Origin of the sequence: Ralstonia edaphi (assembly GCF_958350185.1) — a bacterium.
GTDB lineage: Bacteria > Pseudomonadota > Gammaproteobacteria > Burkholderiales > Burkholderiaceae > Ralstonia > Ralstonia edaphi.
On the sequence record NZ_CATWHI010000004.1, the window covers coordinates 223,812 to 246,881 of the forward strand.

The window sequence follows — 23,070 nt, forward strand, 5'->3', positions numbered from 1 at the left end:
CCATGATCCAAGCTGCACTGCCCTGCAATGTCTGCCAGCAGCCGCTGGCCGAGCCGATTTACCGCGCCGCGCCGCAAAGCTCGCTGTCTTCGCTGCGTCGTGCCATGGACGGCACGCTGGAAGTGTTCTGCTGCGATGCGTGCGGCCACATCCAGACCGCCGAGCTGTGTGACAACGGCAGCTTCTACGACACCGAGTACGACATCCTCGTCAACAGCGAGGAAGAAGACCAGATCTACGCAGTCGAGAACGGCCAGAAGATCTTCCGCGCCGATCACCAGGTCGCCACGTTCCAGCGCAAGCTGGCATTGCAAGGCGCGTTGCATGAGGGCGCGCGCGTGGTCGACTTCGGCTGCGCAAAGAGCGCGACCATGCGCCTGCTGAAACAGCAACGCCCTGACGTGAACGTCCACCTGTTCGACATCAGCGACCGCTACGTCGGCTTCTGGGAAAAGTTCCTGAGCCCCGAACAATGGGCGACGTACACAATCCCGCCGGCATGGCAGCGTTCATTCGATGTCGTCAGCTCGTTCTTCTCGCTCGAACACATTCCCGACCTGACGACGGCGCTGCGCAACATTCACGGCCTGCTGCGCGATGGCGGCGTGCTGTACGCGATCGTGCCGAACACGTTCACCAATTCGGTGGATTTTCTGGTGGCGGATCACGTCAACCACTTCACGCACACGTCGCTGCAGACGCTGCTGGCCAACCACGGGTTTGACCTGCTCGAGGCGGACGCGCACAGCCACCGTGGCGCGTTCGTCGTGACCGCCGCGCGCCGGCCTGGCGACAGCAAAGTCGCGCCGGTGCTCGACGCACAAGCATTGGTCGACACGCAGAGCGCCGCGCGCAAGCTTGCCCACTTCTGGCAACAAGCCTCCAGCCATCTGACGGACTTTGAAGCGCAGCACGGCAGCGCGCCCGCCGTCATTTACGGTGCCGGTTTCTACGGCGCCTACACCGCGAGCAATCTGCAACAGCCGCATGCCCTGCGCGCGTTTGTCGATCAGAATCCGTACCTGCAAGGGTCCTCATTGGCGGGCAAACCGGTGGTGGCGCTGGACAGCATTCCGGACGAAGTTGAAGTGGTGTACCTGGCCGTCAACCCGGTCATTGCCGATGAAGTGCGGCACACCGTGGAAGCCGCGTATCCGAATCGCTTCCGCTACTTCCGCTTCCAGCCATGATCGCGCGCGGCTCCCTCGTCCTTCGGGAATGGCGCGAGAGCGACATCGCCCAACTGCTGCCGCTGCGCAACGACGTGCCGACGCAGCTGCAACTGATGACGCGCCCGCGGCCAAACTCGGCCGCGAGCGTGCGCGACTGGCTGATCGCAAAATCGAAGCAGAGCGACCTGGTGCTCTTCGTCATTGCCAGCCAGGCGGACGACAGCGTGCTGGGCTACCTGCAGTTGAACCACATCGATGCGGTCAACCGACACGCTTCGCTGGGCATCTGCCTGGCGTCGTCCGCGCAAGGCAAGGGCCACGGGCGGGCCGCATGCGAAGCCGCGTTTGCCTACGCCAGCGAAACGCTGTGCCTGCGCAAGATCACGCTGGAAGTGCTGGCCGAAAACACGCGCGCCATCGCGCTGTACGAGAAGCTCGACTTCCGCACCGTCGGCACGTTGGCCGGCCACTACCTGCAAGACAACCGCTGGCACGACGTTGTCCTCATGGAACGGATGCTGGCGTCATGAAGGTCGTGATCACACAACCGATGCTGTTCCCATGGGTCGGTCTGCTCGAGCAGATCATGCTGGCCGACGTGCTCGTCAATTACGCCGACGTGCAGTTCTCCAAGGGCAGCTTCACCAACCGCGTGCAGATCAAGGAGCCGGCCGGCACGCGCTGGATGACGGTGCCGCTGGAGAAGTTCCACCTCGGTGCGCGCATCGACGAAGTCAAACCCGCCACCAACGTCGACTGGCGAGCGCAGCATCTGCGCATGCTGGAGCAGGCCTACGAGGCCGCGCCGCATGCAAGCGACATGCTGGCGCTCGTGCGCTCCGTGTACGAAGCCGACTACACCAACATGGGCGCGCTGGCACTGGCGTCCATGCGCGCGGTGTGCCGTTATCTGGGCATCGACCTGGACAGCAAATTTGTCGACGCGCCTGAACTGGACATCCCCGGCCGCAACACCGACCGCGTGCTCGCCATCGTGAAGAAGCTGCAAGGCGACACCTACATCACCGGACACGGTGCCAAGAACTACCTGGCCCACGCCGAGTTCGAGCAGCAAGGCGTTGCCGTCGAATACATGAATTACGCCATGCGGCCGTATCCGCAATTGCATGGCGCGTTCACCCCCTTTGTCAGCAGCCTGGACCTGATTGCCAATCATGGCCCGGCCGGCAAGCAGTACATGTGCCCTCAGACCCTCCACTGGCGCGAGTTCATCCAATGAGTGAAATCGAAGCAATCCAACCCGAAGCGCCGCAAGACGTGGCGCCCGTGAAGCAGGCGGAGGCCATCCAGCAGGTTGCGCTGAGCGTCTGCATCCCGACCTACAACCGCGCCCGCTATCTCGAGAATCTGCTTGCAGAACTCGTCTCGCAGATTGGCGAGCTGAAGTTCAGCTATGAATTGCTGATCGGCGACAACTGCTCGACGGATGCCACCGAAGAAGTCGTGGGCCGTTATCAGGACAAGCTGAACATCCGGTATTTCCGCCGCCCGTCGAACCTCGGCTCGGCGGAAAACCTGAACCAGCTCTATCGCAGCGCGCAGGGCAAGTACGTGCTCTATCACGCCGACGACGACCTGCCGATCCTGGCCGAGATCAACAACAACATCGACATCTTCGAGCGCAACCCGGGCGTGGATGTCATCTTTGCGCCGTGGTTCATTCACGACCTGCCGACGCGGCAGGACGTCACGATGTTCTATCGCCAGGACGACAACTACCTGATCGAGCAGCACGATTACGCCAAGCTGCTGGCGCTGGTGTTGTCGCACCACCTCTTTCCGGAGATCTACCTGGCGCGCCGCGAGGTGATGGACCGCATCTACTTCAGCGCGCCCGAGCCGGCGTTCTACGCGTTCGTGCATGCGGCGGAAATGCTCGGCTCCAGCGCGGTGTACTTCAGCAAGACGCCGTTCTATCGCTCGGTCTCGCGCTACTTTGCCGACGAGACCCGCGCACAGGCCGGCAACGAAGAAGTGAAACACGCGTGGGACCGCTATCGCGGTGGCCTGGAATACCTGTTCGGCAAGTTCTCGCACACGCTGCCGGCAGCCGAGCGGCCGGAGTGGCTGAACGCCATCAACCAATTCGTGCTGGCGCGCATGAAGGTAGCCCTGCGCCTGCGCACGCATGAAGGCGGCAACTGGATCGACAACTACTACATCGCCAACCGCGTCCGCGCGCTGGGTGAAGTGTCCGATCTGCCGGCACCGTATGACCTGTACCGCGTCAATGCCGCGTTCGAATACGTGACCAAGCTCGATCCGTTCAAGCCCGAGCCGCCGAAGTACGCCACCTTGCGCCGCGCACCGCTGCAGGTCTTCCACCACGCGCACGGCTTTGCCGACACCGAGTTTCTGGTACTCGACGACGATGACGCCATTCCGCATCACACCATCGTCGTCACGCCGATCCCGATGGACATTGCGGTGCCGGCCGGCCGCGAAGTCCGCTTCGTGTCGGAACTCGAAACGCTCGCCAAATTCCCCTGAGTCACTGGTCACACCCACATGGATCTCTCCAACGCCCATTCCGTGGTCTCGCTGATGAACAGCGTGCTGGCGCCGTCCACTGTCGGCAGCAGCAGCGCCAGCGGCGAAACCGGCAAACCCAGCGTCGACTTCGGCTCCGTGCTCAAGTCGTCGCTGGACCGCGTCGACGCTTCACAGCAGAAAGCCGAATCCATTTCCCGCAGCTTCGAAATGGGCAATAACGACGTCGACCTGCACGACGTGATGCTCTCGCTGCAGAAGGCCAACATCGACATGCAGACGGCCGTGCAGGTGCGCAACAAGCTGGTCTCGGCCTATCAAAGCATCATGAGCATGTCGATCTGACATCACGCTGCCCCGCCGTTTTCCCCCTCACGGAGAAGGGTTTGCGGTTTCTCTTGTCATTTATATTGCACGCAATATAATTGCATCATCGATTTTTATCGATCTCCCGGCCGACATGTCGCCGACCGGGTTTCCCCATAAGAGGACCCGACCATGAAGACGCTTTACCAGACACAAGTCACCGCTGAAGGCGGCCGCGCCGGCCATGTTCGCAGCGCCGACGGCACGCTCGACCTGCCCCTCTCGCTGCCGCGCGAGCTTGGCGGCGCAGGCGGTGCCGCCACCAATCCTGAGCAACTGTTTGCCGCCGGTTATGCCGCCTGCTTTGAAAACGCTGTGCTGCATGTTGCACGTGCCAAGCAGATCAAGCTGGCATCGACTTCGGTCACGGCCACGGTCGGCATCGGCCCGCGCGAAGACGGCGGCTTTGCGCTGACCGTGTCGCTGGCGGCCACCCTGGGCGGCGTCGACCAGGCGACGGCAGAGGCGCTTGTGGCTGCCGCGCATGGTGTATGCCCCTATTCGCATGCCGTCCGTGGCAATATTGACGTCCAATTGAACACGGTCACGCGCTGAGCCCTTTCCGGGCCGATGCGGCACTCGCCGCTCGGGCGCCAGACCGTCCCCCCGGGAGTTTTCCGTGAACGACGTGCTGGCGCTCGATCAGCAGCTCTGCTTTCCTTTGTATGCCGCCGGCCATCTGCTGACGCGGCTCTACCGCCCGCTGCTGGATGAACTGGGCCTGACCTATCCGCAATACCTCGTGATGCTGGCGTGCTGGCAGCAGGCGCCGTGCGCCGTGGGTGACCTCGGCCGCACGCTGTACCTCGATACGGGCACGCTGACGCCACTGCTCAAGCGCCTGGAAGAGCAAGGCCTCGTCACCCGCACGCGCGATCCCGATGACCAGCGCCGTGTCGTCATCGAATTGACCGGCGCCGGCCGCGCACTGCGCGAGCGCGCCGCCAAGGTGCCCGAAGCCCTCGTCTGCAAGATTCCGCTGGAATTGGACGAGATCGGCGCCACACGCAACGTGCTGCGCAAGCTGCTCGACGCACTGGCCACGGCGGACGACCGCGAATGAGCGCACCGTCTGCTTCCGCCGATGTGGCGCTGGTGGTCATCGCCCGCAACGAAGCCGCCAGCATTGCGCGCTGCCTGCTCAGCGCCAAGCCGTTTGTCGATCGCATGGTGGTCCTGGATACAGGCTCGACTGACGACACCGTGGCCATTGCCGAGTCGTGCGGCGCGCTCGTCAGCCACGTGGCGTGGACGAATGACTTCTCAGCCGCGCGCAACACCGCGCTGCAGGCCGCCAATGCCGACTGGAACCTCATCCTCGACGCAGACGAATGGCTGGAAAGCGGCGGCGAGCACCTGCGCACGCTCAGCGGCGCGGAGCCGTTCGTCGGCGTGGTATGCGTCAAGAACGATACCGATGCAACCGAATCCGCCAGCCAGTTGATTGCGTGGATTCCGCGGCTGCTGCCGCGTGGCGTGCACTACACGGGGCGCATCCATGAGCAGCCGGTGTCGTCCTTGCCCGCGGCGCGCGTGCCGATCGTGGTGCGCCACGACGGCTATACCGCCGCGAAGATGCAGAAGAAAGGCGAGCGCAATACGCAACTGCTGCTCGATGAACTCGCGCATCGGCCGGACGACCCATACGTGCTGTATCAGCTCGGCAAGGAAACCGAGCTGCATCACGAAGACTACGCAAAGGCCGTGACCTACTACGCGCGCGCCTTCAGCCTGGCGGCGCCAGATGCGCCCTACCGTCGCAACCTGGCGCTGCGATATGTGTACAGCCTGGGCAAGGCCGACCGCGTTGAAGAGGCGCTCACGCAAGGCGACGTGGCCATCCAGACGTGGCCGGATTTTCCGGATCTGTGCTTTGCGCTGGGATTGGTGTTGCTGGATGCGGCGGCCAAGCAGCCTGATGAGGCAGGCGCCCGGTGGCTACCGTTGGCAGAGCAGGTCTTCAACCGCTGCCTTGAGATCGGCGATCAGCCGGAGATGGACGGCAGCGTCATCGGCCGGGGCAGCTTCCTCGCTGCCCAGCAACTGGCCATCGTGTACCAGATGCAGAGCCAAGCGCTCGCACGCAAGTCCGAGCACTATCTGACGCTGTCAAAACAGCTGCAGGACGCGTCGATTCAATAACGCGCCATGCTGCCGTAGGCGTTGCTTGCGGTGGTGGCGCGGCGCGCCGTGTCGATGCGCTTCTGCAGGCGGTCCAGGCGCGGATACACCATGGCGCGCACGCGGGCGTCATCTTCCAGAATGCGCACGAGCAGCGTGCGCTTGCGCTCCACGTCTGCGCGCGAAAGCTGCGGATGCGGTTCGGAACGGCGCAGCGCATCCACATAGGCGGCGCTTTCGCGTTCCAGCGTACTGACGACTTCCCAGTTACCCACTTCGGCCGCGCTGACCATTTCAGCGGTCAGGCGCGCAATGGCTTCGTAGCAGGTGAACAGACTTTCGCTGTCCTTGATCGGGATGTTGCGGTGCATATTGGCTCCAGTTGGGCCGAATTCAGTCAAAGGTCGTTCTTACAAACGACCGGCAGTCAGCTCACAACGCTCAGGTGGCTGTTCGCCACGGCGGCGGCCGGTTGGCCGGTCTGGCCGATGGCGAGCCACGCATCCTGCAGCGGGACCAACAAGGCGTCCACCTCTGCGAGGATCGTCAGATCGTTGTTGCCGTTGGCCACCAGCAGGCGGCGCAGCATGTAGTCGTACAGCGTGTTCAGTTGCACGGCGATGTCGCCGCCGCGCTGGTGATCAAGGCTGGCCTGCAGGCCCTGACCGATGATCGAGATCGCTTTGTCGAACGCCCGCACCTTGGCCAGCACGTCGCCGCGCTGGATGGCGGCGCCGGCCAGGTTGATGGCGGCGCGCGCGCCTTCGAACAGCATGGCGATCAGGCGGTGCGGATTGGCGTCAACCACGGACGTCTCGATGCCGACTTGCGCATAGGCACCGATGGCACGGCGTGCAGCGTACATGGAAAAGGTCCTCGCTGTGGTGTGTTTTATTTTGGGTTGTGCTCTAAACCTGAAATTGGCTTAGTTGTTGCTCGACGTCTGCTTGGCAATGGCCGCGAGCTGCGTCGTCAAATAATTGCTGGTGTTCGTCATGCTGGCCACCGCTGCCGACAACGCGTTGAACTGCGTGTAGTAGAGCGCCTGCTTGTTATCCAGGCGCGTCTTCATGGCGGTGATCTGGTCGGCAAGCGAGGTGAGCGAACTGTTGATCGCGTCGGTCTCGTTCTGCACCATGCCGCTGGACGACAGCAGGTTGGTCATCACCGTGTTGAGCTGAGCGGCGTAACCGCGCTGCACTGTGACCGTGCCGCGGGCACCCAGCGGGCCACCCGCCACCTGCACGGTCAAACCGTCGGTGGCAGAACCGCTGATCCCATACAGGTTCTGTCCCGAACCGGTTGCAGCAACGCCGTTGATGGTGCCTTGCACATCCACACCGTTGGTCGACGTGGGGCTTGCGCCGAAGAGCGACGAAGCACCGTTGCCCGACACCGACACCGCCGACACCGAGCCGAACTGGCTGTCGGTAATGCTCAGCACGCCGCCGGCATCGGCCGACACCGATGCGTTGACCTTGGCGTTCTGCAGCGTGGTCGATGCGTTGATCTGACTTTGAATCTGCGCAGCGAGTGTCGCTGCGGTATAGCTGCCGGCCGCCAGCGTCACGTTGACGGACATGCCGCTGATGTTGAACGCGAGCGTGTCGTTCACGCCTGCAGTGATAGTCGTGTTGGCGGCCGCCGAACCCGTGAGCGTGCCCTGCGTGGCCAGCTGCGTCACGTTCACGGCGTAGCTGCCGGCCTGCGTGGAGTCCGAGAACGTCGGCACGCTGACGAGCGAATCGGTGGCCGTGCCGGTGCCGGCAAACAATCCGGCCACCTGGCTGGGCGACTTTGCAATGGCAGCCGACAGCTTGGTGTTGTCGACCGACAGCGTGCCGTCGGAATTCATCGTCACGCCGACACTGCCCAGGGACTGGTAATTGCCGTTGCCGACCGCCTGGCCCAGCACGTCGGTAATCTGGTTGATGAGCGTCTTGGTGCTCACATCGCCAGCCAGCGGCCCGTTGTTGGCGCTATTGGCGGTGTCGATCTTGGTGAGCGAATTCAGTTGCGTGCGCAGCGCGTTGTAGCCGTTCACGAAGTTCGTGACGGCAGTGGTGGTGGCCGTCGGGTCGTTGGCCACCGTTACGTTCGTGCTGCCCGTCTTGGACAGCGTGAACGACGTGCCATCCACCACGTTCGACAACGTGTTGGTCGGGCTTTGCACGGCAATGCCGTTGATGGTGGCCAGGGCGTTCTGGCCCGTGGTCACCTCGGTCATGTTCTGCGTGCCGGCCGGGTCTTGCGAGAGCAGCGATTGCAGCGTCGAGTCGCCCGACACCGAAATCTTCATCTCCGAGCTGGAGCCCCCTGCGGTGGACGTCAGCACCAGGCGGTACGGGTTGCCGCTGCCGTCGTTCACGATGCTGGCCGAGACACCCATGTTGGCCGAGTTGATCGCATCACGGATGCCCGCCAGCGTGTTGTTGGACGAATCGATCGTGATGGAGCCACCGGCCAGGTTGCCGTTCTGCGTGAAGGTCGAACCGGTGTATTTCCCGCCCGAAAACGACCCGCCCGACACCGAGCCGAACGAGAACGAAATCGTGGTCGACGCACCGCTGCCGATGGCCGTCGTGGTGGACGTCTGGCCTTGCGCCGCCAGCACCTGCGATTGCGCGAGCTGCGTGACATTGACCGCGTAGGAACCCGCAGGCGCCGAGCCCGTCACCGACGCACTCAGCATCGACGAGTCGTAGCCGCTGGCCTTCATCGCGCTGTAATTCGACGCGCTGGTCAGATTGGACAGCGCGGTCTGGAAGGTCGACAGCGCACTCTTGAGCGAGCCCACGGCCGACAGCTGCGTCTGGTACGAGCTTTGCTGCGTCTGCAGCTGCGTCAGCGGCTGGCTTTCCACCTTCATGAGGCTGGTCACCAGCGAATTGACGTCGATGCTCGTCCCGATGCCGGGAATGGAGATCGGCGGAACGTAGTTGCTGGTTGAGGAGGTGGTAGTGGTAGTCGCCATGATCGGGTCCGATAAGCATCTGCGCCGGCGGAAGTCTCTCTACACAACGGCACGGGCTGCAGCTTCTTTAGGGCAGGTTATGCAGGCGCCACCCACGAAAAAGTGGGGTATCCGACCAACGAAAAAAGGCCGACGCCCCGAGGAGCGCCGGCCCTTGGCCCAACCGCCGGAGCGGCCGGACTGCATCCAACTTACTGATTAGCCCTTCAGCAGGCTCAGGATGCTGTTCGGTGCCGAGTTGGCTTGCGCCAGCATCGCCGTACCCGCTTGCTGCAGGATGTTCTGACGGGTCATGTTCGACGTTTCCGAAGCGTAGTCGGTATCGACCATGGCCGACTTGGCAGCCGACAGGGCGGTGTTCGACGAGGTCAGCGTGTTGATCGTCGAGCTCAGACCGCTTTGCTGTGCACCCAGGTCAGCGCGAGCTGCCTTCAGGCTGGCCAGGTCGGCGTCGATCTTGGCCTGGGCTGCCGTTGCGTTGGCGGTCGAAGTCACGCTCGTGCTCGACAGCGTACCGAAGCTGGCCAGGTTGGCGTTGGTCACGGTAGCGACGTCGGTCGCCGAGTTCTGGCCGTACTGGAACGTGGTCGAGGTGACCGAGCCGTCGAACAGCTTGGCGCCGTTGTAGTTGGCGTTGGTCTCGATGTTCTTGTTGGCCGTGGCCAGCTGTTGGTATTCCTTGTCCAGGTTGGCCTGGTCGGTGGTCGACAGACCGCCGTTGTTGGCTTCCACAGCCAGTTGGCGCATACGTTGCAGGTTGTTTTCAACCTGGCCCAGGTACGAGTCGGCCGTTTGCAGGTACGACTGTGCGTTGTTGGCGTTCTGGATACCTTGGGTTTGCGAGTTCAGCGTGGTGGTCAGGCTGGAAGCCACAGCGTAAGCAGCGGCATCGTCCTTTGCGCTGTTCACACGCAGGCCGGTCGACAGACGTTGCAGCGACGTTTGCAGAGCGGACTGCGATTGCGACAGAGCTTGCTGCGTTTGCAGGGACGAGATGTTGGTATTGAGGCTGAGGGACATGACGGCTCCTAAGTTTCCCGATGGTTTGTTGCCCGTGTTTGCTAATTCCGGCTAGGCCGGGCAACGTGACCTGCAACTTGAAGGGGATCAGGTCTGCGTTGTACTCAGGTTATCGGTGGCCTCTGAGGAAAGTTTAGGGTCGCCTTGACAAATTTGTGCGTCGGCGGCGGTTTGGGCTTGCGGGCGCCTGATGTCCGGCCCCCCTCCAAAAGAGGCGGTGCGCCTGCTTCTTGGCCTGCAGGGCCTCGGCTATACTCGTTCGACCAGTTCATAGGCGCCAGCATCCTTCTCTATATAGAGCGCCACACACGGCACAGATGGGGAGTTGCAAGCCCGCCAGTTCGGCCCAACAGCCTGCCGGTGGAAAGAAGAGCTCGAAGCGAGCCCGCGTTTGACCCGCAACACCCACCATGCTCAATGTCTTGATCGTCGAACCGCACGATATCGCCCGTGTCGGCCTGCGCCAGATCCTCAAGGATTCGCGCCTGGCCCGGCAGATCGAGGCCGTACCGGACCTGCGCGATGCGAATAACGACCTGCTCGCGCAGCGCGAGTGGGACGTCATGCTGTTCTCGGTGGAATCGGCCACCGGCGACGAATTCCAGACCATCAAGACCGTGCGCCAACAACATGCGCGTCTGGCCGTGCTGGCACTGGGCCGCCACCCCGAAGCGCTGCTTGCCGTCCGGGCGCTCAAGGCAGGCGCCGCCGGCTATCTGCCGATGGACGCCAGCCAGCCGCAGCTGCTGGCTGCCGTCAACGCCATCTCCAAGGGCAAGAAATACCTGCCTTCAGACTTGGTGGAAGTCCTGGCCGACAACCTGAACGTCGACTGGGACAAGCCCCGCCACGACATCCTCTCCGACCGCGAATTCCAGACGCTGCGCATGCTCGGCTCCGGCCGCACGCTGGGCGAGATTGCCGAGGCACTGCAGATCAGTGTCAAGACAGTGAGCGTGTATCGGGGGCGCGTGCTTTCGAAAATGAAGCTGCGCAACAACGCCGAGCTGACCATGTACGTGGTCAGCAACGGCCTGCAGATCTGAGCACGCTATAAGAATCGCGGGACACGCTCGCCGTAGCGGCGGGCGTTCTCGCGCACGAGGTCCTGCACCGCTGCCGGTTCCAGCGGCCGCGTGAGCAGATAACCCTGAAACTCGTCGCAGCCGACTTCGCGCAGGAATTCGAGCTGGCCGGTAGTCTCCACGCCTTCGGCCACGGTCTTCATGCCCATGGCCTGCGCCATCATGATGATGGCCCGCGTGATGGCCGCGCGCTCGGCCACATGCGGCAGGTCTTGCACGAACGACCGGTCGATCTTCAGCGTATCGATCGGGAAGCGGTGCAGATACGACAGCGATGAATATCCGGTACCGAAATCGTCCAGCGCCAGCGATACGCCCATCGCGCGCAGCTCGGTCAGCAGCGCATGCAATGACGGATCGTCGCGTATCAGGATGCCTTCGGTCATCTCCAGCTCGACCGCGTTGCCGGGCAAGCCGCTGGTCGATAGCGCGCCACGCACCATCGCACTCAACTGCCCCGAGCTGAACGCCTGTCCCGAGAGGTTGATCGACATGCGCAAGTCCGGCAGCCCGATGCGGCGCCAGCGTGCAAGCTGGTCGCAAGCGGCACGCAGGATCCAGCGGTCGATCTCCACGATGAGGCCGGTTTCTTCGGCGTCCTGAATGAACTGGCCGGGCATCATGCGGCCGAAATCGGCCGAGTTCCAGCGGATGAGCGCTTCCACGCCGACGATGCGGCCGCTGCGCACATCCACGCGCGGCTGGTAGTCGGCGTAGAACTCGTTGCGGTCGCTCGCGCGGCGCAGGCCCGATTCAATGCGGAAGCGGCGCGAGACACGGTCGTCCAGGTCGCTCGTAAAGGTCTGGAAGTTGTTGCGGCCGCGCTCCTTGGCCAGGTACATAGCGGCGTCGGCCTTGCGCAGCAGCGTGTGCGGGTCGTCGCCGTCGTGGGGTGCCACGGCAATGCCGATCGATACCCCCAGGTACAGTTCCTGCCCCTCGATATGAAACGGCGCGCTGATGGCCGAGAGGATGCGCTCCGCCACGCGCCGCGTGCCCAGGCCGTCGAGCGCTTCGAGCATGACGACAAATTCGTCGCCGCCCAGGCGCGCCACGGTGTCGGCTTCACGCGCGCAGGCCTGCAGGCGGGCCGCGACTTCGCGCAGCAGCATGTCGCCAAACTGGTGGCCCAGCGTGTCGTTGACGTTCTTGAAACGATCCAGGTCGAGGAACATGACCGAAACGCGCGAGCGGTTGCGCCGCGCGATCGCCAGGGCATGCTCCAGGCGGTCTTCCAGGGCGGAGCGGTTCAGCAAACCCGTCAGCGTGTCATGCGTGGCCAGATGCCGGATGCGCTGCTGCGCTTCGCGGATCTGCGTGATGTCGACCAGCGACACCAGCACCGAATACGGCGTCGCACCCGCTTCGGACGCCCGCGGGGAGGCCGTCATCGAGTGGCCGCCGTCGGCATACAGCGGTGTCCAGTTGCTGGAAACCCACACCGTGCGGCCATCCACGCAATGCATTCCGAAAATCTGGTTCAACTGCGGCTGGCCTTCCGCGATCACTTCCTGGTCCGGCCAGTCGGCTTCATGAATGGACGCATCAAATTCATCAACGGCAGCGTTCACCACCGTGGGCAGCAACCGTCCCACAAGGTCTTCCACCGGCAAACCGAGGAGCCGCGCGGCGCTCGGATTGGCATAGGTCACCCGGCGGTCTGCCCCGCACACAAGGATCCCCTCGGTCAACGCGTTGACCATCGACAGCAGATCCAGCTTCGGGCAGAAGCCCGGGGGCTCGCCGCGCGCAGGACAGTCGGCCGGCAAGCCATCGGCATCGACAAGCGCAAGGTCAATACGGTTGGAAAAGGGCAAGGAATTCAAGGCGGCTTCCGCAAGGCAACGCAGGTATGCAGGTATGCAGGTATGCAGGTATGCAGGTATGCAGGTATGCAGGTATGCAGGGCCGGGACGTGCCGGCGCGTTCCTTCATTACAACGGCAGGTGCGGGCAAATCTTTCGGGCCAACGTCACTTTCGCGGGGAGCCGGTCGGCTGGGCGGTCGGCCAAGCGTCTGGGGCAACGCAATGAGCACAGATAAGTGGCTTATTAATCACCCATAGAAACCGAGCCACCCCGTGCCGGACATCGCAAACGCCCGAGATAAGCGGGATTGACCGCGTTTCTTGCTGGAATGAGCTGGACAGAGCTGGGGAAGAATGCAATCCGAGAACCCGACTCTGTGCACTGCGTTGTTTTACGGTGTCTTGCGCAACCCGAGCCGGGAAAGCCCACCCCCCCTTAGTCCCCGAGTGATCCCCATGGCCGAAGCCGCTGCCGCCACTACCGCCCCCGCCCCAGCAAAGGGCGGCTCCACCAAGCTGCTGCTGATCATCCTGATCGTGCTCCTGCTCGTCGGCATGGGCGGCGCCGCCGCCTGGTTCTTCCTCGGAGGCGGCAATCACGCCGCATCCGGCCCCGCCGCACCGCCCAAGCCGAAACAGCCGGTGTTCGTGGCCATGGAAACCCTGACCGTCAATCTGCAGCCCGAAGAAGGCAACGACCGCTATCTGCAGATCGGCATCACGTTCAAGAGCTTCGACAAACATGCCGAAGAAGAGATCAAGACCTATACGCCCGAGCTGCGCAGCAAGGTCCTGATGCTGCTGGCCAGCAAGACGCCCACGGAGCTGTACCCGGCGGACGGCAAGGTCAAGCTCGCCAAGGAAATCGTTGAACTCTGCGAACACGTCTTCAAGGCTGTCGGCAAGGAATCGCCGGTGGCAGACGTCTTGTTCACCAACTTTGTGATCCAGTGACATGCTCAAGGAAGAGTTTCTTTCCCAGGAGGAAATCGACGCGCTCCTGAAGGGCGTGTCCGATGACGCGGACGACGACCCCGTCGAAGCCGCCGACCCCTCGGGCATACGCTCGTACAACCTGGGCTCGCAGGAGCGCATCGTCCGTGGGCGCATGCCCACGCTGGAAATCATCAACGAGCGGTTCGCGCGCAACTGGCGTATCGGGCTGTTCAACTTCATGCGGCGCAACGCGGAAATCTCCGTCGGGCCGGTGAAGGTGCAGAAGTACAGCGAGTTCATCCGCAACCTCGTGGTGCCGACCTCGCTCAACCTCGTGCACGTCAAGCCGCTGCGCGGCACGGCGCTGTTCGTGTTCGACCCCAACCTGATCTTCCTGGTGGTCGACAACCTGTTCGGCGGCGACGGCCGCTTCCACATGCGCGTGGAAGGCCGCGACTTTACCGACGTGGAACAGCGCATCATCCAGCGCATGCTGCAGCTCGTGTTCGAGCATTACGCCAAGGCTTGGCAGCCGGTCTACCCGATCGATTTCGAATTCCTGCGCATGGAAATGCACACCGAATTCGCCAACGTGGCCACGCCCAATGAAGTGGTGGTCACCACCAGCTTCAGCATCGAGCTCGGCAACAACGGCGGCGACGTGCACATCTGCATGCCCTACACGATGATCGAGCCGATCCGCGACCGGCTCACATCGGCCATCCAGGGCGAAGCGCTGGAAGTGGACAAGCGCTGGCTGCGGCTGCTGTCGCAACAGGTGCAGACCGCCGAGGTCGAGCTGATTGCCGACCTCGCCACGGCCAAGGTGCAGGTGTCCGACATCCTGAACATGAAGGTGGGCGACGTCATTCCGCTGGAGCTGGATGACAGCGTGACCGCCAAGGTAGACGGCGTGCCCGTCATGGAATGCAACTACGGCACGTTCAACGGCCAATACGCGCTGCGGGTCAACCGCATGCTGAATATGAGCGGCAGCGAGGCTGCCACGGAGTCTGACGATGACAACTGAACCGACCATGAACCCCGAAGCCAACGCCGACGACATCGATGTCGAGATGACGATGGAAGAGGCCATGGCCCTGGAAGCCGCGCAGCGTGCTGCGGCCAACCCGCCGGCCGCCGCGCCCGCCGCCGCCGAATCCAGCCCGGTGTTCAAGCCCCTGACGGCCGACGGCCTGGGTAGCGCGCAGCGCAACGACATCGACATGATCCTGGACATCCCCGTGCAGTTGACGGTGGAGCTGGGCCGCACCAAGGTGCCCATCAAGAATCTGCTGCAGCTGGCGCAAGGTTCGGTGGTGGAACTCGACGCATTGGCCGGTGAGCCGATGGATGTACTTGTCAACGGCTACCTGATCGCCCAAGGTGAAGTGGTGGTCGTCAACGAGAAGTTCGGTATCCGCCTCACCGACATCATCACGCCGTCGGAACGTATCCGTAAGTTGAACCGTTAAACCAGGCAATTCCGCCGTCCATCGGCACCCTGACAGCAACCAGTGCTCCCCCCGGGCAAGGTGTTGAAATGAACCATGCAGTCGATTGGGCCCGCACGCTAGGCGGGCTGTTTGTAGTGTTGGCGATGATCGTGGCGGCCGGCTGGCTGCTGCGCCGTCTGCAGCAGCGCGCGGGCATGGGCCCCGCAGGTTTGGGCCGGCGCCGCAGCCAGGTGATCACCGTGGTCGCGCAGCAGATGCTGGGCGCCCGCGAGAAGGTCGTCGTCGTCGATGTGGAAGGCACATGGCTCGTGCTGGGCGTCACGCAGCAGCACGTGCAGACGCTGCACACGCTGCCGCGCCCCGCAGAAGCCGCCTCCTCGCCGGACGACCCATCCGGCGACGGCACTTCCGGCCCCGGCAAGCCGCCCCGCTTTGCCGACGCGCTGTCCATCCAGCTCAAGCGTCACCTGACAGGGAAGTCGGAATGAACGCGCGCACCTTCCTTCGCTGCCTGATTGCACTGGCGCTGCTGGGCGCTGCGCCCGCCGTATTCGCCCAGGCGCAACCCGGTCTGCCGCTGCTCACGGGCACCGCCGGCGGCCAGAGCTATTCGCTGCCCGTCCAGACGCTGGTCTTCTTGACGTCGCTCGGGTTTCTGCCGGCCATCATCCTGATGATGAGCAGCTTCACGCGCATCATCATCGTGCTGTCGCTGCTGCGCCATGCGCTGGGCACGCAGACCACGCCGCCCAACCAGGTGCTGATCGGGCTGGCGCTGTTCCTCACGTTCTTCGTCATGTCGCCGGTGCTCGACAAGGTGTACACCGACGCCTACGTGCCGCTGCGTGACAACAAGATCACCGTCGAACAGGCCATGGACACCGCCGCCACGCCGCTGCGCCAGTTCATGCTCAAGCAGACGCGCGAGCCGGACCTCGCCCTGTTCGTCAAGATGGGCAACATGCCGGCCATCGCCTCGCCGGAACAAACGCCCATGCGCGCGCTCATCCCGGCGTTCGTCACCAGCGAGCTGAAAAGCGCGTTCCAGATCGGGTTTGCCATCTTCATCCCGTTCCTGGTGATCGACATCGTGGTGGCGGCCGTGCTGATGTCGATGGGGATGATGATGGTCACGCCGTCGATCTTCTCGCTGCCGTTCAAGATCATGCTGTTCGTGCTGGTGGATGGCTGGCACCTGCTGCTGGGCTCGCTGGCCCAGAGCTTTGTGCAATGAGCGTCGATAGGAAGCCGACATGACACCCGAATACGTTCTCGATATGGCCCGTCAGGCCATGCAGGTCGCAATGATGGTGGGCGCGCCGATGTTGCTGGTGTCGCTCGTGGTCGGCCTGCTGGTGGCGGTGTTCCAGGCCGCTACGCAGCTCAACGAGCAGACGCTGTCGTTCATCCCCAAGCTGCTGGCCGTGGCCGCCACGATGGTGCTGGCCGGCCCGTGGATCGTCGCCGTGATCGTCGACTACACGCGCGGGGTGCTGACCAACATCCCCAACTACGTGAATTGACGTCACCCAGCTGACGCAGTCGCGCAATCCACGATGATCCAATTCACCGCCACACAGCTCAACGGCTGGATCGCCATGTACTGGTGGCCGCTGGTGCGCGTGCTGGCATTCATCGCCATTGCACCGCCGTTTGCCAATACCGAGATCCCGACGTCGATCAAGGTGGCGTTCGGCGTGGTCATCACGGTGGCGCTGGCGCCCATGCTGCCCGTGCCCGCAGGCGTGTCAGTAGGCTCATACGAAGGGCTGTGGATCACGCTGGTGCAGGTGTTGATCGGGCTGGCGCTGGGCTTTTGCGTGCAGCTCGTGTTCTCGGCCGTCAGCGGTGCGGGCGAGGTGATGTCGGTGCAGATGGGTCTGGGCTTCGCCTCGCTGCTCGACCCGACACAGACCGAGAGCAGCATGCTGCTCGGCCGCTTCCTAAGCCTCACGGCCGTCACCGCCTTCATTGCCGGCGACGGCCATCTCGTGCTGCTGCACGCCCTGTTCGACAGCTTTACCGCCCTGCCCGTCTCGGCGGCGCCGCTGGGCAATCCGGGCTGGCAGACGCTGGCCGGCGGCGGCACGATCGTCTTTGCTTTGGCCCTGCGCATCGCCCTGCCCATCATCGCGATCATGATGATCGTCAACCTCGGCTTTGCAGTGCTCTCGCGCACGGCGCAGGCGCTCAACCCGTTTGCGGTCGGCATCGCCGCCACGCTGGTGGTGGGGCTGATGCTGGTCATGGTGATGATGACCTCGCTAGCGCCCGTGGTGGAGCGGTCCGTGATGGATGCGCTGGACTTGGGTGGGCGGGCGTTCAGCCAGTTCAGCACCTTGCCCCGATAGGCAGCGCCCGCCCGCAGCAATGCCTGCCGCGCGTGCGATGATCGCGGTATTCCGCCGACCGATCTTCATGGGAGTCTCACCACATGAGCCGCCGCGTTCTTGTGACGGGTGCCAGCCGCGGCATTGGCCGCGCCATCGCCTACCAACTCGCCGCCGACGGGTTTGACGTGTCCGTGCATTGCCGCAGCGGCCGTGCCGAGGCCGACGCCATCGTCGCAGACATCCAAGCAAACAACGGCAGCGCCCGCGTGCTGCAGTTCGACGTGCGCGACCGCGCCGCCTGCCGCACCCAGCTCGACGCCGACGTGGAAGCCCACGGCGCCTACTACGGCATCGTCCTATGCGCAGGCGTCACCCGCGACGCTGCCTTCCCTGCCCTGACCGACGAAGACTGGGACATCGTCCTCGAGACCGGTCTCGATGGCTTCTACAACGTCGTCCACCCGCTCACCATGCCGATGGTGCGTGCGCGCAAAGGCGGGCGCATCGTCACCATCGCGTCCGTCTCCGGGGTGATGGGCAATCGCGGGCAGGTCAACTACAGCGCCGCCAAGGCCGGGCTGATCGGTGCAACCAAGGCGTTGGCCGTCGAGCTTGCGTCGCGCAAGATCACCGTCAACTGTGTGGCGCCCGGGCTGATCGAAACCGACATGCTCGCCCACATGGAACACGTAGACCAAGCCCTGCAAGCCGTACCGATGCAGCGGGTCGGACAGCCTGCGGAAGTGGCTGCGGTGGTCGGCTTTTTGATGTCGGATGCGGCGTCGTACGTCACGCGGCAGGTGATCGGCGTGAATGGCGGGATGGTGTGATGCGCAAGGCTGCCCCACTGGGCGCCGCGCCCACGCTCAAGCATCACTTCACGCGCCGACTGGCGAGCCGCTTCGCGTTGCGCATGCATGTCGCCCTGATCGTGCTGTGGTCGCTGGCGTGGGGTGTGGCGTGCAACAAGCTGCTGCGCATGGCGGGGCTCGATGCGCCGCCGGTGCGGTACGGCGTGGCAACGGTGGCCGCCTGGCTGGCCATGCTCGCCGCCTTCAAGCTTTGGCTCGCCTATGCCGGCTTTACGCAACAGCGCCAGGTACCGCGCGAGCACAGCGAGTGGGCCGCCGACACCGCCGATGCGGCGGTGGACCTGGCGTTCGATTTTCCGCTGCCGAGCGGTGGCGGGGGCGGCGCGGACACCGTGGCCGAAGGCCTGGCATCGGCCGACGAGTTCCTGCCGCTGGCGATCGTGATTGCGGTGGTTGTGGCGGTGGTGGCCGCATCGCTTGGCGTGCTCACGTACTTCTACACGCAAGGGCCCATGCTGTTGTCGGAAGCAGCGTTCGAAGTCTTGCTGGCGGGCGGGCTCATCCGCTCCGCGCGCCGCGCGAATGACGCAGACTGGCTGCGCACCGTGGTCGTCCGAACGGCAGTGCCGTGGCTGATCGTGCTGGGCTGCGCGATTGCGATCGGCCTGCTGCTGCGCTGACGGGCGCCTGTTCGCTACCGACGTCGCGCCAGCAGATCATCCACCACCGGCACCACCGCCAGCAGCATCAGAATCGACGCCAGCGGAATCGTGGCCGTGTAGCCGAGGTGCCGGAAGCCCAACGCACCGACCACGCCGCCCACGAAGAACATCCCGAGCAAGGACGCCAGCAGACGCAGCTTGGGCCGGTTGGCCACCACGGCGGGCAGATTGTGATGCCCATGGTTCCAATACAGCGCCTTGCCGATTTCGATGCCGATGTCGGTGGCCAGACCGGTCACGTGTGTGGTGCGGATTTCCGCCTTCGAGATCTTGGTGATGATGGCGTTCTGCAGCCCCATCAGGAAGCACAGCAGCGCGACGGTGGCCGGCACGAACACGACGCGGTATTGCCCGAGCGTTGTGCCCATCAGGCCGAAGAGCAGCAGCAGCGCGGCCTCCAGCATGAGCGGCAGCGCGAATTCGCTCTGCGTGCTGCGGCGGCGCCCCCAGTTGACGAGCACCGCGGTACACGCCGCGCCGCACAGAAACGCCAGCAGCGAAGCAAAACCCGCCAACACAAGGACTACGTCGCCCAGCACGAGGTCGTCGGCGATCGCCGAGACGATGCCGGACATGTGCGAGGTGTATTGCTTGACGGCGAGGAATCCGCCCGCGTTGGCGGCGCCCGCCACAAAGGCCAGTGACTGACCGAGGCGCCGGTTGGCGTCTTCCGAGCGTTCCGGGCTGGTCAGGCGGCGAAGATACTGGATGGGCATGACCAGTCCTGACGGTAGGTGAGCCGACATGATACGCCGCGCCCTCCGACCGCCGGCCCGCGCCGCATCAAGGATTGATGTACTGGAACAGCGACATGCCCTGCATGGCCGTGAACGTCTTCTGCGCGGCCTGCAGCGACACCTGCTGCTGCGAGAACTGCGAGATGGCGCTGGTGTAATCCACCGATTGCAGCTTCGAGATCTGCTCCTTCAACTGCTCGCCGTAGTTCGAGCCGCTGCTGTTGAGCGTGGTGATCTGCGCTTGCTGCGTGCCCACCGTCACCTGCGCTTGCAGGGCGACCTGATAGGCGTTGTCCAGATTGCCCTGCGCCGTCTGCACGGCCTTTTGCAGGTTCGCGACGTCGGTGGCCTGCGTGGCCGCATTGATCGGGGTCGACAGCGCGGTGATCAGGTTCTCGTACGTCTTGAAGATGCTCTGGTTGGCGTTCGGGTTGGACGGATCCTTGTTGGGGATGCGTACGAACACCGAATCGCCCGACACCGAATTCGGCATCGAAATGTTCTGCGAAACCTGCACCACCGGCGGCTGGCCGCTGCCGACGTACTGCACCGAACCGCTGGTGCTGGTGAACGGATCGGTCGTGCCGTTGGCGCCGCCAAACAGGGCCACGCCCGAAGCATCGCGCTGGTTGGCGGTCGACAGCAGCTGCTGATACTGCTGCTTGACCTGCGCCAGCACGCCAATGCGCTGCGAATCCGTCATCAGCGAGGTGTTGGCGCCCACCAACGTCTGCTTGCCCTGCTGCAGCGTGGTCACGAGGTTGGTCAGGGCTGAAGACACGCTGGTCAGGCGCGCGTCTGTGGTGTCGCGGTTGGCTTGGTATTGGTCGTTGGCGTCCTGCGTCTGTTGCAGTTGCGCCATCTGGCCAAACGCGCTGGGGTTGTCGCCCGCGCTGTTGAGCGCGATGCCGCTCGCAATCTGCTGCTGCAATGTGAGCAGGTTCGATTGCGTGTTCTGCATCGAAGCGGAAGACGCGGCAAAGAATTGGGCGCTACTGACTCGCATGATCGGTCCGGACGAAGGGCTTTAGGACGTTATCGGCAGGCGGGACGTTTTCTTCAGTCGCCCGATCAGCCGGCAATCGACAGCAGGCTGTCGAACAGCGAATTGGCCGTCTGCATCACCTTGGCGGAGGCCTGGTAGGCCTGCTGGTACTTCATCAGGTTCATCGCCTCGTCATCGAGGTTCACGCCCGACACCGACTGCTGCTGTTGCGTGGAACTGGCCAGCAGCGCCTTCTGCGAGGTCAGGTTGGTGCTGGCGCGGTTGGCCTGCACACCCACCTGGGTGACGAGGTTGTTCCACGCCGAGCCGATCGAGGTCGTGCCGCCGTCCAGCAGATTGCTGTTGCGCAGCTTGGCCAGCGCGCTGGCGTTGCCGTTGTCGGTGCTGTTGGCGGTGTTGGCCGAAATGGTGAACGTGTCACCGTTGCCGGGCGAACCCGAGAGCGTCATCTGCACGCCGTTGAAGGCGTACGTCGCGCCCTGCGTGTACGGCGCCGTGCCGCCCGTGTACGTGGTCGACGTGCCGCCCACCGTCACGGTGACGCTGCCCGGGAACCCCGACAGCGAGCCGCCGACGGCCGAGCTGTACGTCAGGTTGATCGGCGAGGTGAGCGGCGAGCCGGCATACGTGCTGTCCACGCCCAGCGACGACACCGTGGCGCTGCCCGTGTTGTTGCTGCCCTGGTTGAGCACCACGGGCGAGGCCGCGGCCACGTTGTGATAGTCGGTGGTGAGCGTCTGCATGGTGGCGGCCGCGTTGGCGGTCGGGCGCACCAGGAAGGAGTCACCGCTGTTCATCGTGCCCGACAGGTTGAGCGTGACGCCGTCGATCGTGGTCGGCCAGCTCGTCACCGTCACGGAGGCGGAGCCGTCCGGATAGTGCGAAACGGTGTAGGCGCCGCCCTGGTACTTGACCTGGTAGTCGTAGCCCTGCCCCGCATTGGCGTTGGTGATGCTGGCTGTCAGCGAGCCGGTGCCGGTGTTGTTCGTGCTGGGCGCGACGCTCGGGCTGGCCACGGAGAAGAGATCCGTGCCCATCTTGCCGTTGGCATCCATGCCGAGCTTGTTCTGCGCATTCACGTCGGCCGCCACGGCCGTGGCCAGGCGGCCCAGGCTGTTCTGGGCCGGGATGAGCGTGTTGTTGCGGAAGTCCATCAGGCCGCCCAGCGCACCGCCGCCGAGCTGGCTGTCGTCAATGTTGACCGTGCCGCCCGGGCTCTTGTAGCCGACCGACAGTTGCGTCGGGTCGTACTGCGACGGCACTGCCGTCAGCTGGTAGCTCTGGTTGCCTTGCACCAGCGCCTGGCCGTTGCCTACATAGATGTTGAACTGGCCGTCGCCGGTCTGCACCACGCTCGCCTTGATCGACTGATTGAGCGTCTGGACGAGCTGGTCGCGCTGGTCACGCAGGTCGTTGGCCGGCTGGCCGGTCGACGCTTCCGCCTTGGAAATCTGGTCGTTCAACGAGGCGATCTGCTGCGCGGTGCCGTTGACCGAGCTGATCTGCGTCTGCACCTGCGTGTTGACCTGGTTGTTGAGCGAACTCAGCTGCCCCGCGATCGAATTGAAGCGGCTTTGCAGGCCCGCCGCAGCGTTCAGGAAAACCTGGCGCGCGGTGGTGTCCGACGGCTTGGAGGCCAGGCCATCGGCGGCGTTGAAGAAGCTGGTGAGCGACGAGCTCAGACCGCTGTTGCTGTCCGACAGATACTTGCTCAGGCCCGACACCAGGCTGTTGAGCTGGTCTGCCGCGCTGGTCGAAGCCTGGCCGCTCTGCACCTGCGCCGTCAGGAACTGGTCGTAGATACGCTTGACGGTCGTGACGTTGGCGCCCTGGCCGAGATAGCCCACGCCGGCGTACAGCGGAATGTTTTCCGTCTGTACGGCTTCCTGGCGCGAATAGCCGGGCGTGCTGGCGTTGGCAATGTTGTTGCCGGTCACTTGCAGGTTGATATCGGCAACCCGCAGGCCGGACGCGCCAATATTCAGAAGGGAGCTGCTCATAGTTGTCTCGG

The 23,070-nt window shown here is 64.0% G+C and carries 26 protein-coding genes; 18 read left to right on the plus strand and 8 right to left on the minus strand.

Translation table 11 applies throughout. The features are described from left to right. The first annotated feature begins 2 nt into the window (after positions 1 to 2). The 8 genes from R2669_RS15860 (at position 3) to R2669_RS15895 (ending at position 6,191) form a co-directional block, all read left to right on the plus strand. Positions 3 to 1,190 carry a class I SAM-dependent methyltransferase gene (locus tag R2669_RS15860; protein ID WP_316901152.1) on the plus strand — a complete coding sequence of 396 codons (1,188 nt, stop codon included), beginning with the start codon at positions 3 to 5 and terminating at the stop codon, positions 1,188 to 1,190. After that, positions 1,187 to 1,702 carry a GNAT family N-acetyltransferase gene (locus tag R2669_RS15865; RefSeq protein ID WP_027679890.1) on the plus strand — a complete coding sequence of 172 codons (516 nt, stop codon included), beginning with the start codon at positions 1,187 to 1,189 and terminating at the stop codon, positions 1,700 to 1,702. Before R2669_RS15860 ends, R2669_RS15865 begins: the two co-directional genes overlap by 4 nt. Further along, positions 1,699 to 2,412 (plus strand): WbqC family protein, encoded by a 714-nt coding sequence (locus R2669_RS15870; protein WP_316901153.1) that lies wholly within the window; start codon positions 1,699 to 1,701, stop codon positions 2,410 to 2,412. The genes R2669_RS15865 and R2669_RS15870 overlap by 4 nt, the downstream gene beginning before the upstream one ends. After that, positions 2,409 to 3,683, plus strand: coding sequence for a glycosyltransferase family 2 protein (locus R2669_RS15875; protein WP_316901154.1), 1,275 nt, complete (start codon positions 2,409 to 2,411; stop codon positions 3,681 to 3,683). The genes R2669_RS15870 and R2669_RS15875 overlap by 4 nt, the downstream gene beginning before the upstream one ends. Before the next feature lie 18 nt (positions 3,684 to 3,701). Further along, positions 3,702 to 4,028 (plus strand): flagellar hook-basal body complex protein FliE, encoded by a 327-nt coding sequence (gene fliE / locus R2669_RS15880; protein ID WP_316901155.1) that lies wholly within the window; start codon positions 3,702 to 3,704, stop codon positions 4,026 to 4,028. A gap of 153 nt (positions 4,029 to 4,181) precedes the next feature. After that, a complete protein-coding gene (locus R2669_RS15885) occupies positions 4,182 to 4,604 on the plus strand; it encodes an organic hydroperoxide resistance protein (RefSeq protein WP_065855853.1) in 423 nt (140 codons plus the stop codon). Between the two features lie 64 nt (positions 4,605 to 4,668). Further along, a complete protein-coding gene (locus tag R2669_RS15890) occupies positions 4,669 to 5,112 on the plus strand; it encodes a MarR family winged helix-turn-helix transcriptional regulator (RefSeq protein ID WP_316874622.1) in 444 nt (147 codons plus the stop codon). Then, positions 5,109 to 6,191, plus strand: a complete 1,083-nt coding sequence (locus tag R2669_RS15895; protein ID WP_316901157.1) for a glycosyltransferase family 2 protein — start codon at positions 5,109 to 5,111, stop codon at positions 6,189 to 6,191. Before R2669_RS15890 ends, R2669_RS15895 begins: the two co-directional genes overlap by 4 nt. On the opposite strand, the gene R2669_RS15900 is transcribed toward R2669_RS15895, so the two are convergent. The 4 genes from R2669_RS15900 to R2669_RS15915 all read right to left on the minus strand — a co-directional run bounded on the left by R2669_RS15900 (position 6,185) and on the right by R2669_RS15915 (position 10,164). Further along, positions 6,185 to 6,541, minus strand: a complete 357-nt coding sequence (locus R2669_RS15900) for a flagellar protein FliT (protein WP_027679883.1) — start codon at positions 6,539 to 6,541, stop codon at positions 6,185 to 6,187. The genes R2669_RS15895 and R2669_RS15900 overlap by 7 nt on opposite strands. A 56-nt stretch (positions 6,542 to 6,597) precedes the next feature. Continuing rightward, complete coding sequence (fliS, locus tag R2669_RS15905) at positions 6,598 to 7,035, minus strand: flagellar export chaperone FliS (RefSeq protein ID WP_316874624.1); 438 nt, start codon at positions 7,033 to 7,035, stop codon at positions 6,598 to 6,600. Positions 7,036 to 7,095: 60 nt separating this feature from the next. After that, complete coding sequence (gene fliD, locus R2669_RS15910; protein WP_316901158.1) at positions 7,096 to 9,144, minus strand: flagellar filament capping protein FliD; 2,049 nt, start codon at positions 9,142 to 9,144, stop codon at positions 7,096 to 7,098. A gap of 198 nt (positions 9,145 to 9,342) precedes the next feature. Then, positions 9,343 to 10,164: a flagellin N-terminal helical domain-containing protein gene (locus R2669_RS15915; RefSeq protein WP_102065407.1), complete on the minus strand. Its 822-nt coding sequence runs from the start codon at positions 10,162 to 10,164 to the stop codon at positions 9,343 to 9,345. A 410-nt stretch (positions 10,165 to 10,574) separates the two neighbouring features. Between R2669_RS15915 and R2669_RS15920 the strand changes: the two genes are divergently transcribed. Then, positions 10,575 to 11,210 (plus strand): LuxR C-terminal-related transcriptional regulator, encoded by a 636-nt coding sequence (locus R2669_RS15920; RefSeq protein ID WP_316890675.1) that lies wholly within the window; start codon positions 10,575 to 10,577, stop codon positions 11,208 to 11,210. Positions 11,211 to 11,215: 5 nt separating this feature from the next. Here R2669_RS15920 and R2669_RS15925 read toward each other — a convergent pair whose 3' ends face one another. Continuing rightward, positions 11,216 to 12,952, minus strand: coding sequence for a sensor domain-containing protein (locus R2669_RS15925; protein ID WP_316874859.1), 1,737 nt, complete (start codon positions 12,950 to 12,952; stop codon positions 11,216 to 11,218). Positions 12,953 to 13,512: 560 nt separating this feature from the next. Here R2669_RS15925 and fliL point away from each other — a divergent pair. The 9 genes from fliL to R2669_RS15970 all read left to right on the plus strand — a co-directional run bounded on the left by fliL (position 13,513) and on the right by R2669_RS15970 (position 19,274). Further along, positions 13,513 to 14,010 (plus strand): flagellar basal body-associated protein FliL, encoded by a 498-nt coding sequence (gene fliL / locus R2669_RS15930; RefSeq protein WP_147213698.1) that lies wholly within the window; start codon positions 13,513 to 13,515, stop codon positions 14,008 to 14,010. Between the two features lies 1 nt (position 14,011). Continuing rightward, complete coding sequence (gene fliM / locus R2669_RS15935) at positions 14,012 to 15,022, plus strand: flagellar motor switch protein FliM (RefSeq protein WP_147213699.1); 1,011 nt, start codon at positions 14,012 to 14,014, stop codon at positions 15,020 to 15,022. After that, the gene (gene fliN / locus R2669_RS15940; RefSeq protein WP_147213700.1) at positions 15,012 to 15,467 is read left to right on the plus strand and encodes a flagellar motor switch protein FliN; all 456 of its coding nucleotides are present in this window, start codon (positions 15,012 to 15,014) and stop codon (positions 15,465 to 15,467) included. The genes fliM and fliN overlap by 11 nt, the downstream gene beginning before the upstream one ends. 68 nt (positions 15,468 to 15,535) lie before the next feature. After that, a complete protein-coding gene (fliO, locus tag R2669_RS15945; protein ID WP_316874629.1) occupies positions 15,536 to 15,937 on the plus strand; it encodes a flagellar biosynthetic protein FliO in 402 nt (133 codons plus the stop codon). Then, positions 15,934 to 16,683: a flagellar type III secretion system pore protein FliP gene (fliP, locus tag R2669_RS15950; protein WP_316874630.1), complete on the plus strand. Its 750-nt coding sequence runs from the start codon at positions 15,934 to 15,936 to the stop codon at positions 16,681 to 16,683. Before fliO ends, fliP begins: the two co-directional genes overlap by 4 nt. A gap of 19 nt (positions 16,684 to 16,702) precedes the next feature. Further along, entirely contained in the window at positions 16,703 to 16,972 is a 270-nt protein-coding gene (fliQ, locus tag R2669_RS15955) for a flagellar biosynthesis protein FliQ (protein WP_004631435.1), read from the plus strand. A gap of 33 nt (positions 16,973 to 17,005) precedes the next feature. Beyond that, the gene (fliR, locus tag R2669_RS15960) at positions 17,006 to 17,800 is read left to right on the plus strand and encodes a flagellar biosynthetic protein FliR (RefSeq protein WP_065855877.1); all 795 of its coding nucleotides are present in this window, start codon (positions 17,006 to 17,008) and stop codon (positions 17,798 to 17,800) included. Positions 17,801 to 17,883: 83 nt separating this feature from the next. Beyond that, entirely contained in the window at positions 17,884 to 18,612 is a 729-nt protein-coding gene (locus tag R2669_RS15965; RefSeq protein WP_316901159.1) for a 3-ketoacyl-ACP reductase FabG2, read from the plus strand. After that, positions 18,612 to 19,274 carry a hypothetical protein gene (locus R2669_RS15970; protein ID WP_147213703.1) on the plus strand — a complete coding sequence of 221 codons (663 nt, stop codon included), beginning with the start codon at positions 18,612 to 18,614 and terminating at the stop codon, positions 19,272 to 19,274. Before R2669_RS15965 ends, R2669_RS15970 begins: the two co-directional genes overlap by 1 nt. A gap of 14 nt (positions 19,275 to 19,288) precedes the next feature. On the opposite strand, the gene R2669_RS15975 is transcribed toward R2669_RS15970, so the two are convergent. The 3 genes from R2669_RS15975 to flgK form a co-directional block, all read right to left on the minus strand. Then, the gene (locus R2669_RS15975; RefSeq protein ID WP_316874635.1) at positions 19,289 to 20,032 is read right to left on the minus strand and encodes a YoaK family protein; all 744 of its coding nucleotides are present in this window, start codon (positions 20,030 to 20,032) and stop codon (positions 19,289 to 19,291) included. 67 nt (positions 20,033 to 20,099) lie between these two features. Next, positions 20,100 to 21,059, minus strand: coding sequence for a flagellar hook-associated protein FlgL (gene flgL, locus R2669_RS15980; protein ID WP_147213705.1), 960 nt, complete (start codon positions 21,057 to 21,059; stop codon positions 20,100 to 20,102). A 65-nt stretch (positions 21,060 to 21,124) separates the two neighbouring features. Beyond that, the gene (gene flgK / locus R2669_RS15985) at positions 21,125 to 23,059 is read right to left on the minus strand and encodes a flagellar hook-associated protein FlgK (RefSeq protein WP_147213706.1); all 1,935 of its coding nucleotides are present in this window, start codon (positions 23,057 to 23,059) and stop codon (positions 21,125 to 21,127) included. Positions 23,060 to 23,070 lie beyond the last annotated feature (11 nt).

Excerpts from the sequence above, each read along its gene's own strand:
- R2669_RS15925 (WP_316874859.1), bottom strand. The coding sequence starts at position 12,952 with ATGGTCAACGCGTTGACCGAGGGGATCCTTGTGTGCGGGGCAGACCGC.
- R2669_RS15900 (WP_027679883.1), bottom strand. The coding sequence starts at position 6,541 with ATGCACCGCAACATCCCGATCAAGGACAGCGAAAGTCTGTTCACCTGC.
- fliQ (WP_004631435.1), top strand. The coding sequence starts at position 16,703 with ATGACACCCGAATACGTTCTCGATATGGCCCGTCAGGCCATGCAGGTC.
- flgK (WP_147213706.1), bottom strand. The coding sequence starts at position 23,059 with ATGAGCAGCTCCCTTCTGAATATTGGCGCGTCCGGCCTGCGGGTTGCC.
- fliE (WP_316901155.1), top strand. The coding sequence starts at position 3,702 with ATGGATCTCTCCAACGCCCATTCCGTGGTCTCGCTGATGAACAGCGTG.
- R2669_RS15865 (WP_027679890.1), top strand. The coding sequence starts at position 1,187 with ATGATCGCGCGCGGCTCCCTCGTCCTTCGGGAATGGCGCGAGAGCGAC.
- R2669_RS15975 (WP_316874635.1), bottom strand. The coding sequence starts at position 20,032 with ATGCCCATCCAGTATCTTCGCCGCCTGACCAGCCCGGAACGCTCGGAA.
- fliS (WP_316874624.1), bottom strand. The coding sequence starts at position 7,035 with ATGTACGCTGCACGCCGTGCCATCGGTGCCTATGCGCAAGTCGGCATC.
- R2669_RS15885 (WP_065855853.1), top strand. The coding sequence starts at position 4,182 with ATGAAGACGCTTTACCAGACACAAGTCACCGCTGAAGGCGGCCGCGCC.
- fliD (WP_316901158.1), bottom strand. The coding sequence starts at position 9,144 with ATGGCGACTACCACTACCACCTCCTCAACCAGCAACTACGTTCCGCCG.
- R2669_RS15920 (WP_316890675.1), top strand. The coding sequence starts at position 10,575 with ATGCTCAATGTCTTGATCGTCGAACCGCACGATATCGCCCGTGTCGGC.
- fliM (WP_147213699.1), top strand. The coding sequence starts at position 14,012 with ATGCTCAAGGAAGAGTTTCTTTCCCAGGAGGAAATCGACGCGCTCCTG.
- flgL (WP_147213705.1), bottom strand. The coding sequence starts at position 21,059 with ATGCGAGTCAGTAGCGCCCAATTCTTTGCCGCGTCTTCCGCTTCGATG.
- fliN (WP_147213700.1), top strand. The coding sequence starts at position 15,012 with ATGACAACTGAACCGACCATGAACCCCGAAGCCAACGCCGACGACATC.
- R2669_RS15860 (WP_316901152.1), top strand. The coding sequence starts at position 3 with ATGATCCAAGCTGCACTGCCCTGCAATGTCTGCCAGCAGCCGCTGGCC.
- fliR (WP_065855877.1), top strand. The coding sequence starts at position 17,006 with ATGATCCAATTCACCGCCACACAGCTCAACGGCTGGATCGCCATGTAC.
- R2669_RS15875 (WP_316901154.1), top strand. The coding sequence starts at position 2,409 with ATGAGTGAAATCGAAGCAATCCAACCCGAAGCGCCGCAAGACGTGGCG.
- R2669_RS15895 (WP_316901157.1), top strand. The coding sequence starts at position 5,109 with ATGAGCGCACCGTCTGCTTCCGCCGATGTGGCGCTGGTGGTCATCGCC.
- fliP (WP_316874630.1), top strand. The coding sequence starts at position 15,934 with ATGAACGCGCGCACCTTCCTTCGCTGCCTGATTGCACTGGCGCTGCTG.
- fliO (WP_316874629.1), top strand. The coding sequence starts at position 15,536 with ATGAACCATGCAGTCGATTGGGCCCGCACGCTAGGCGGGCTGTTTGTA.
- fliL (WP_147213698.1), top strand. The coding sequence starts at position 13,513 with ATGGCCGAAGCCGCTGCCGCCACTACCGCCCCCGCCCCAGCAAAGGGC.
- R2669_RS15970 (WP_147213703.1), top strand. The coding sequence starts at position 18,612 with ATGCGCAAGGCTGCCCCACTGGGCGCCGCGCCCACGCTCAAGCATCAC.
- R2669_RS15965 (WP_316901159.1), top strand. The coding sequence starts at position 17,884 with ATGAGCCGCCGCGTTCTTGTGACGGGTGCCAGCCGCGGCATTGGCCGC.
- R2669_RS15915 (WP_102065407.1), bottom strand. The coding sequence starts at position 10,164 with ATGTCCCTCAGCCTCAATACCAACATCTCGTCCCTGCAAACGCAGCAA.
- R2669_RS15870 (WP_316901153.1), top strand. The coding sequence starts at position 1,699 with ATGAAGGTCGTGATCACACAACCGATGCTGTTCCCATGGGTCGGTCTG.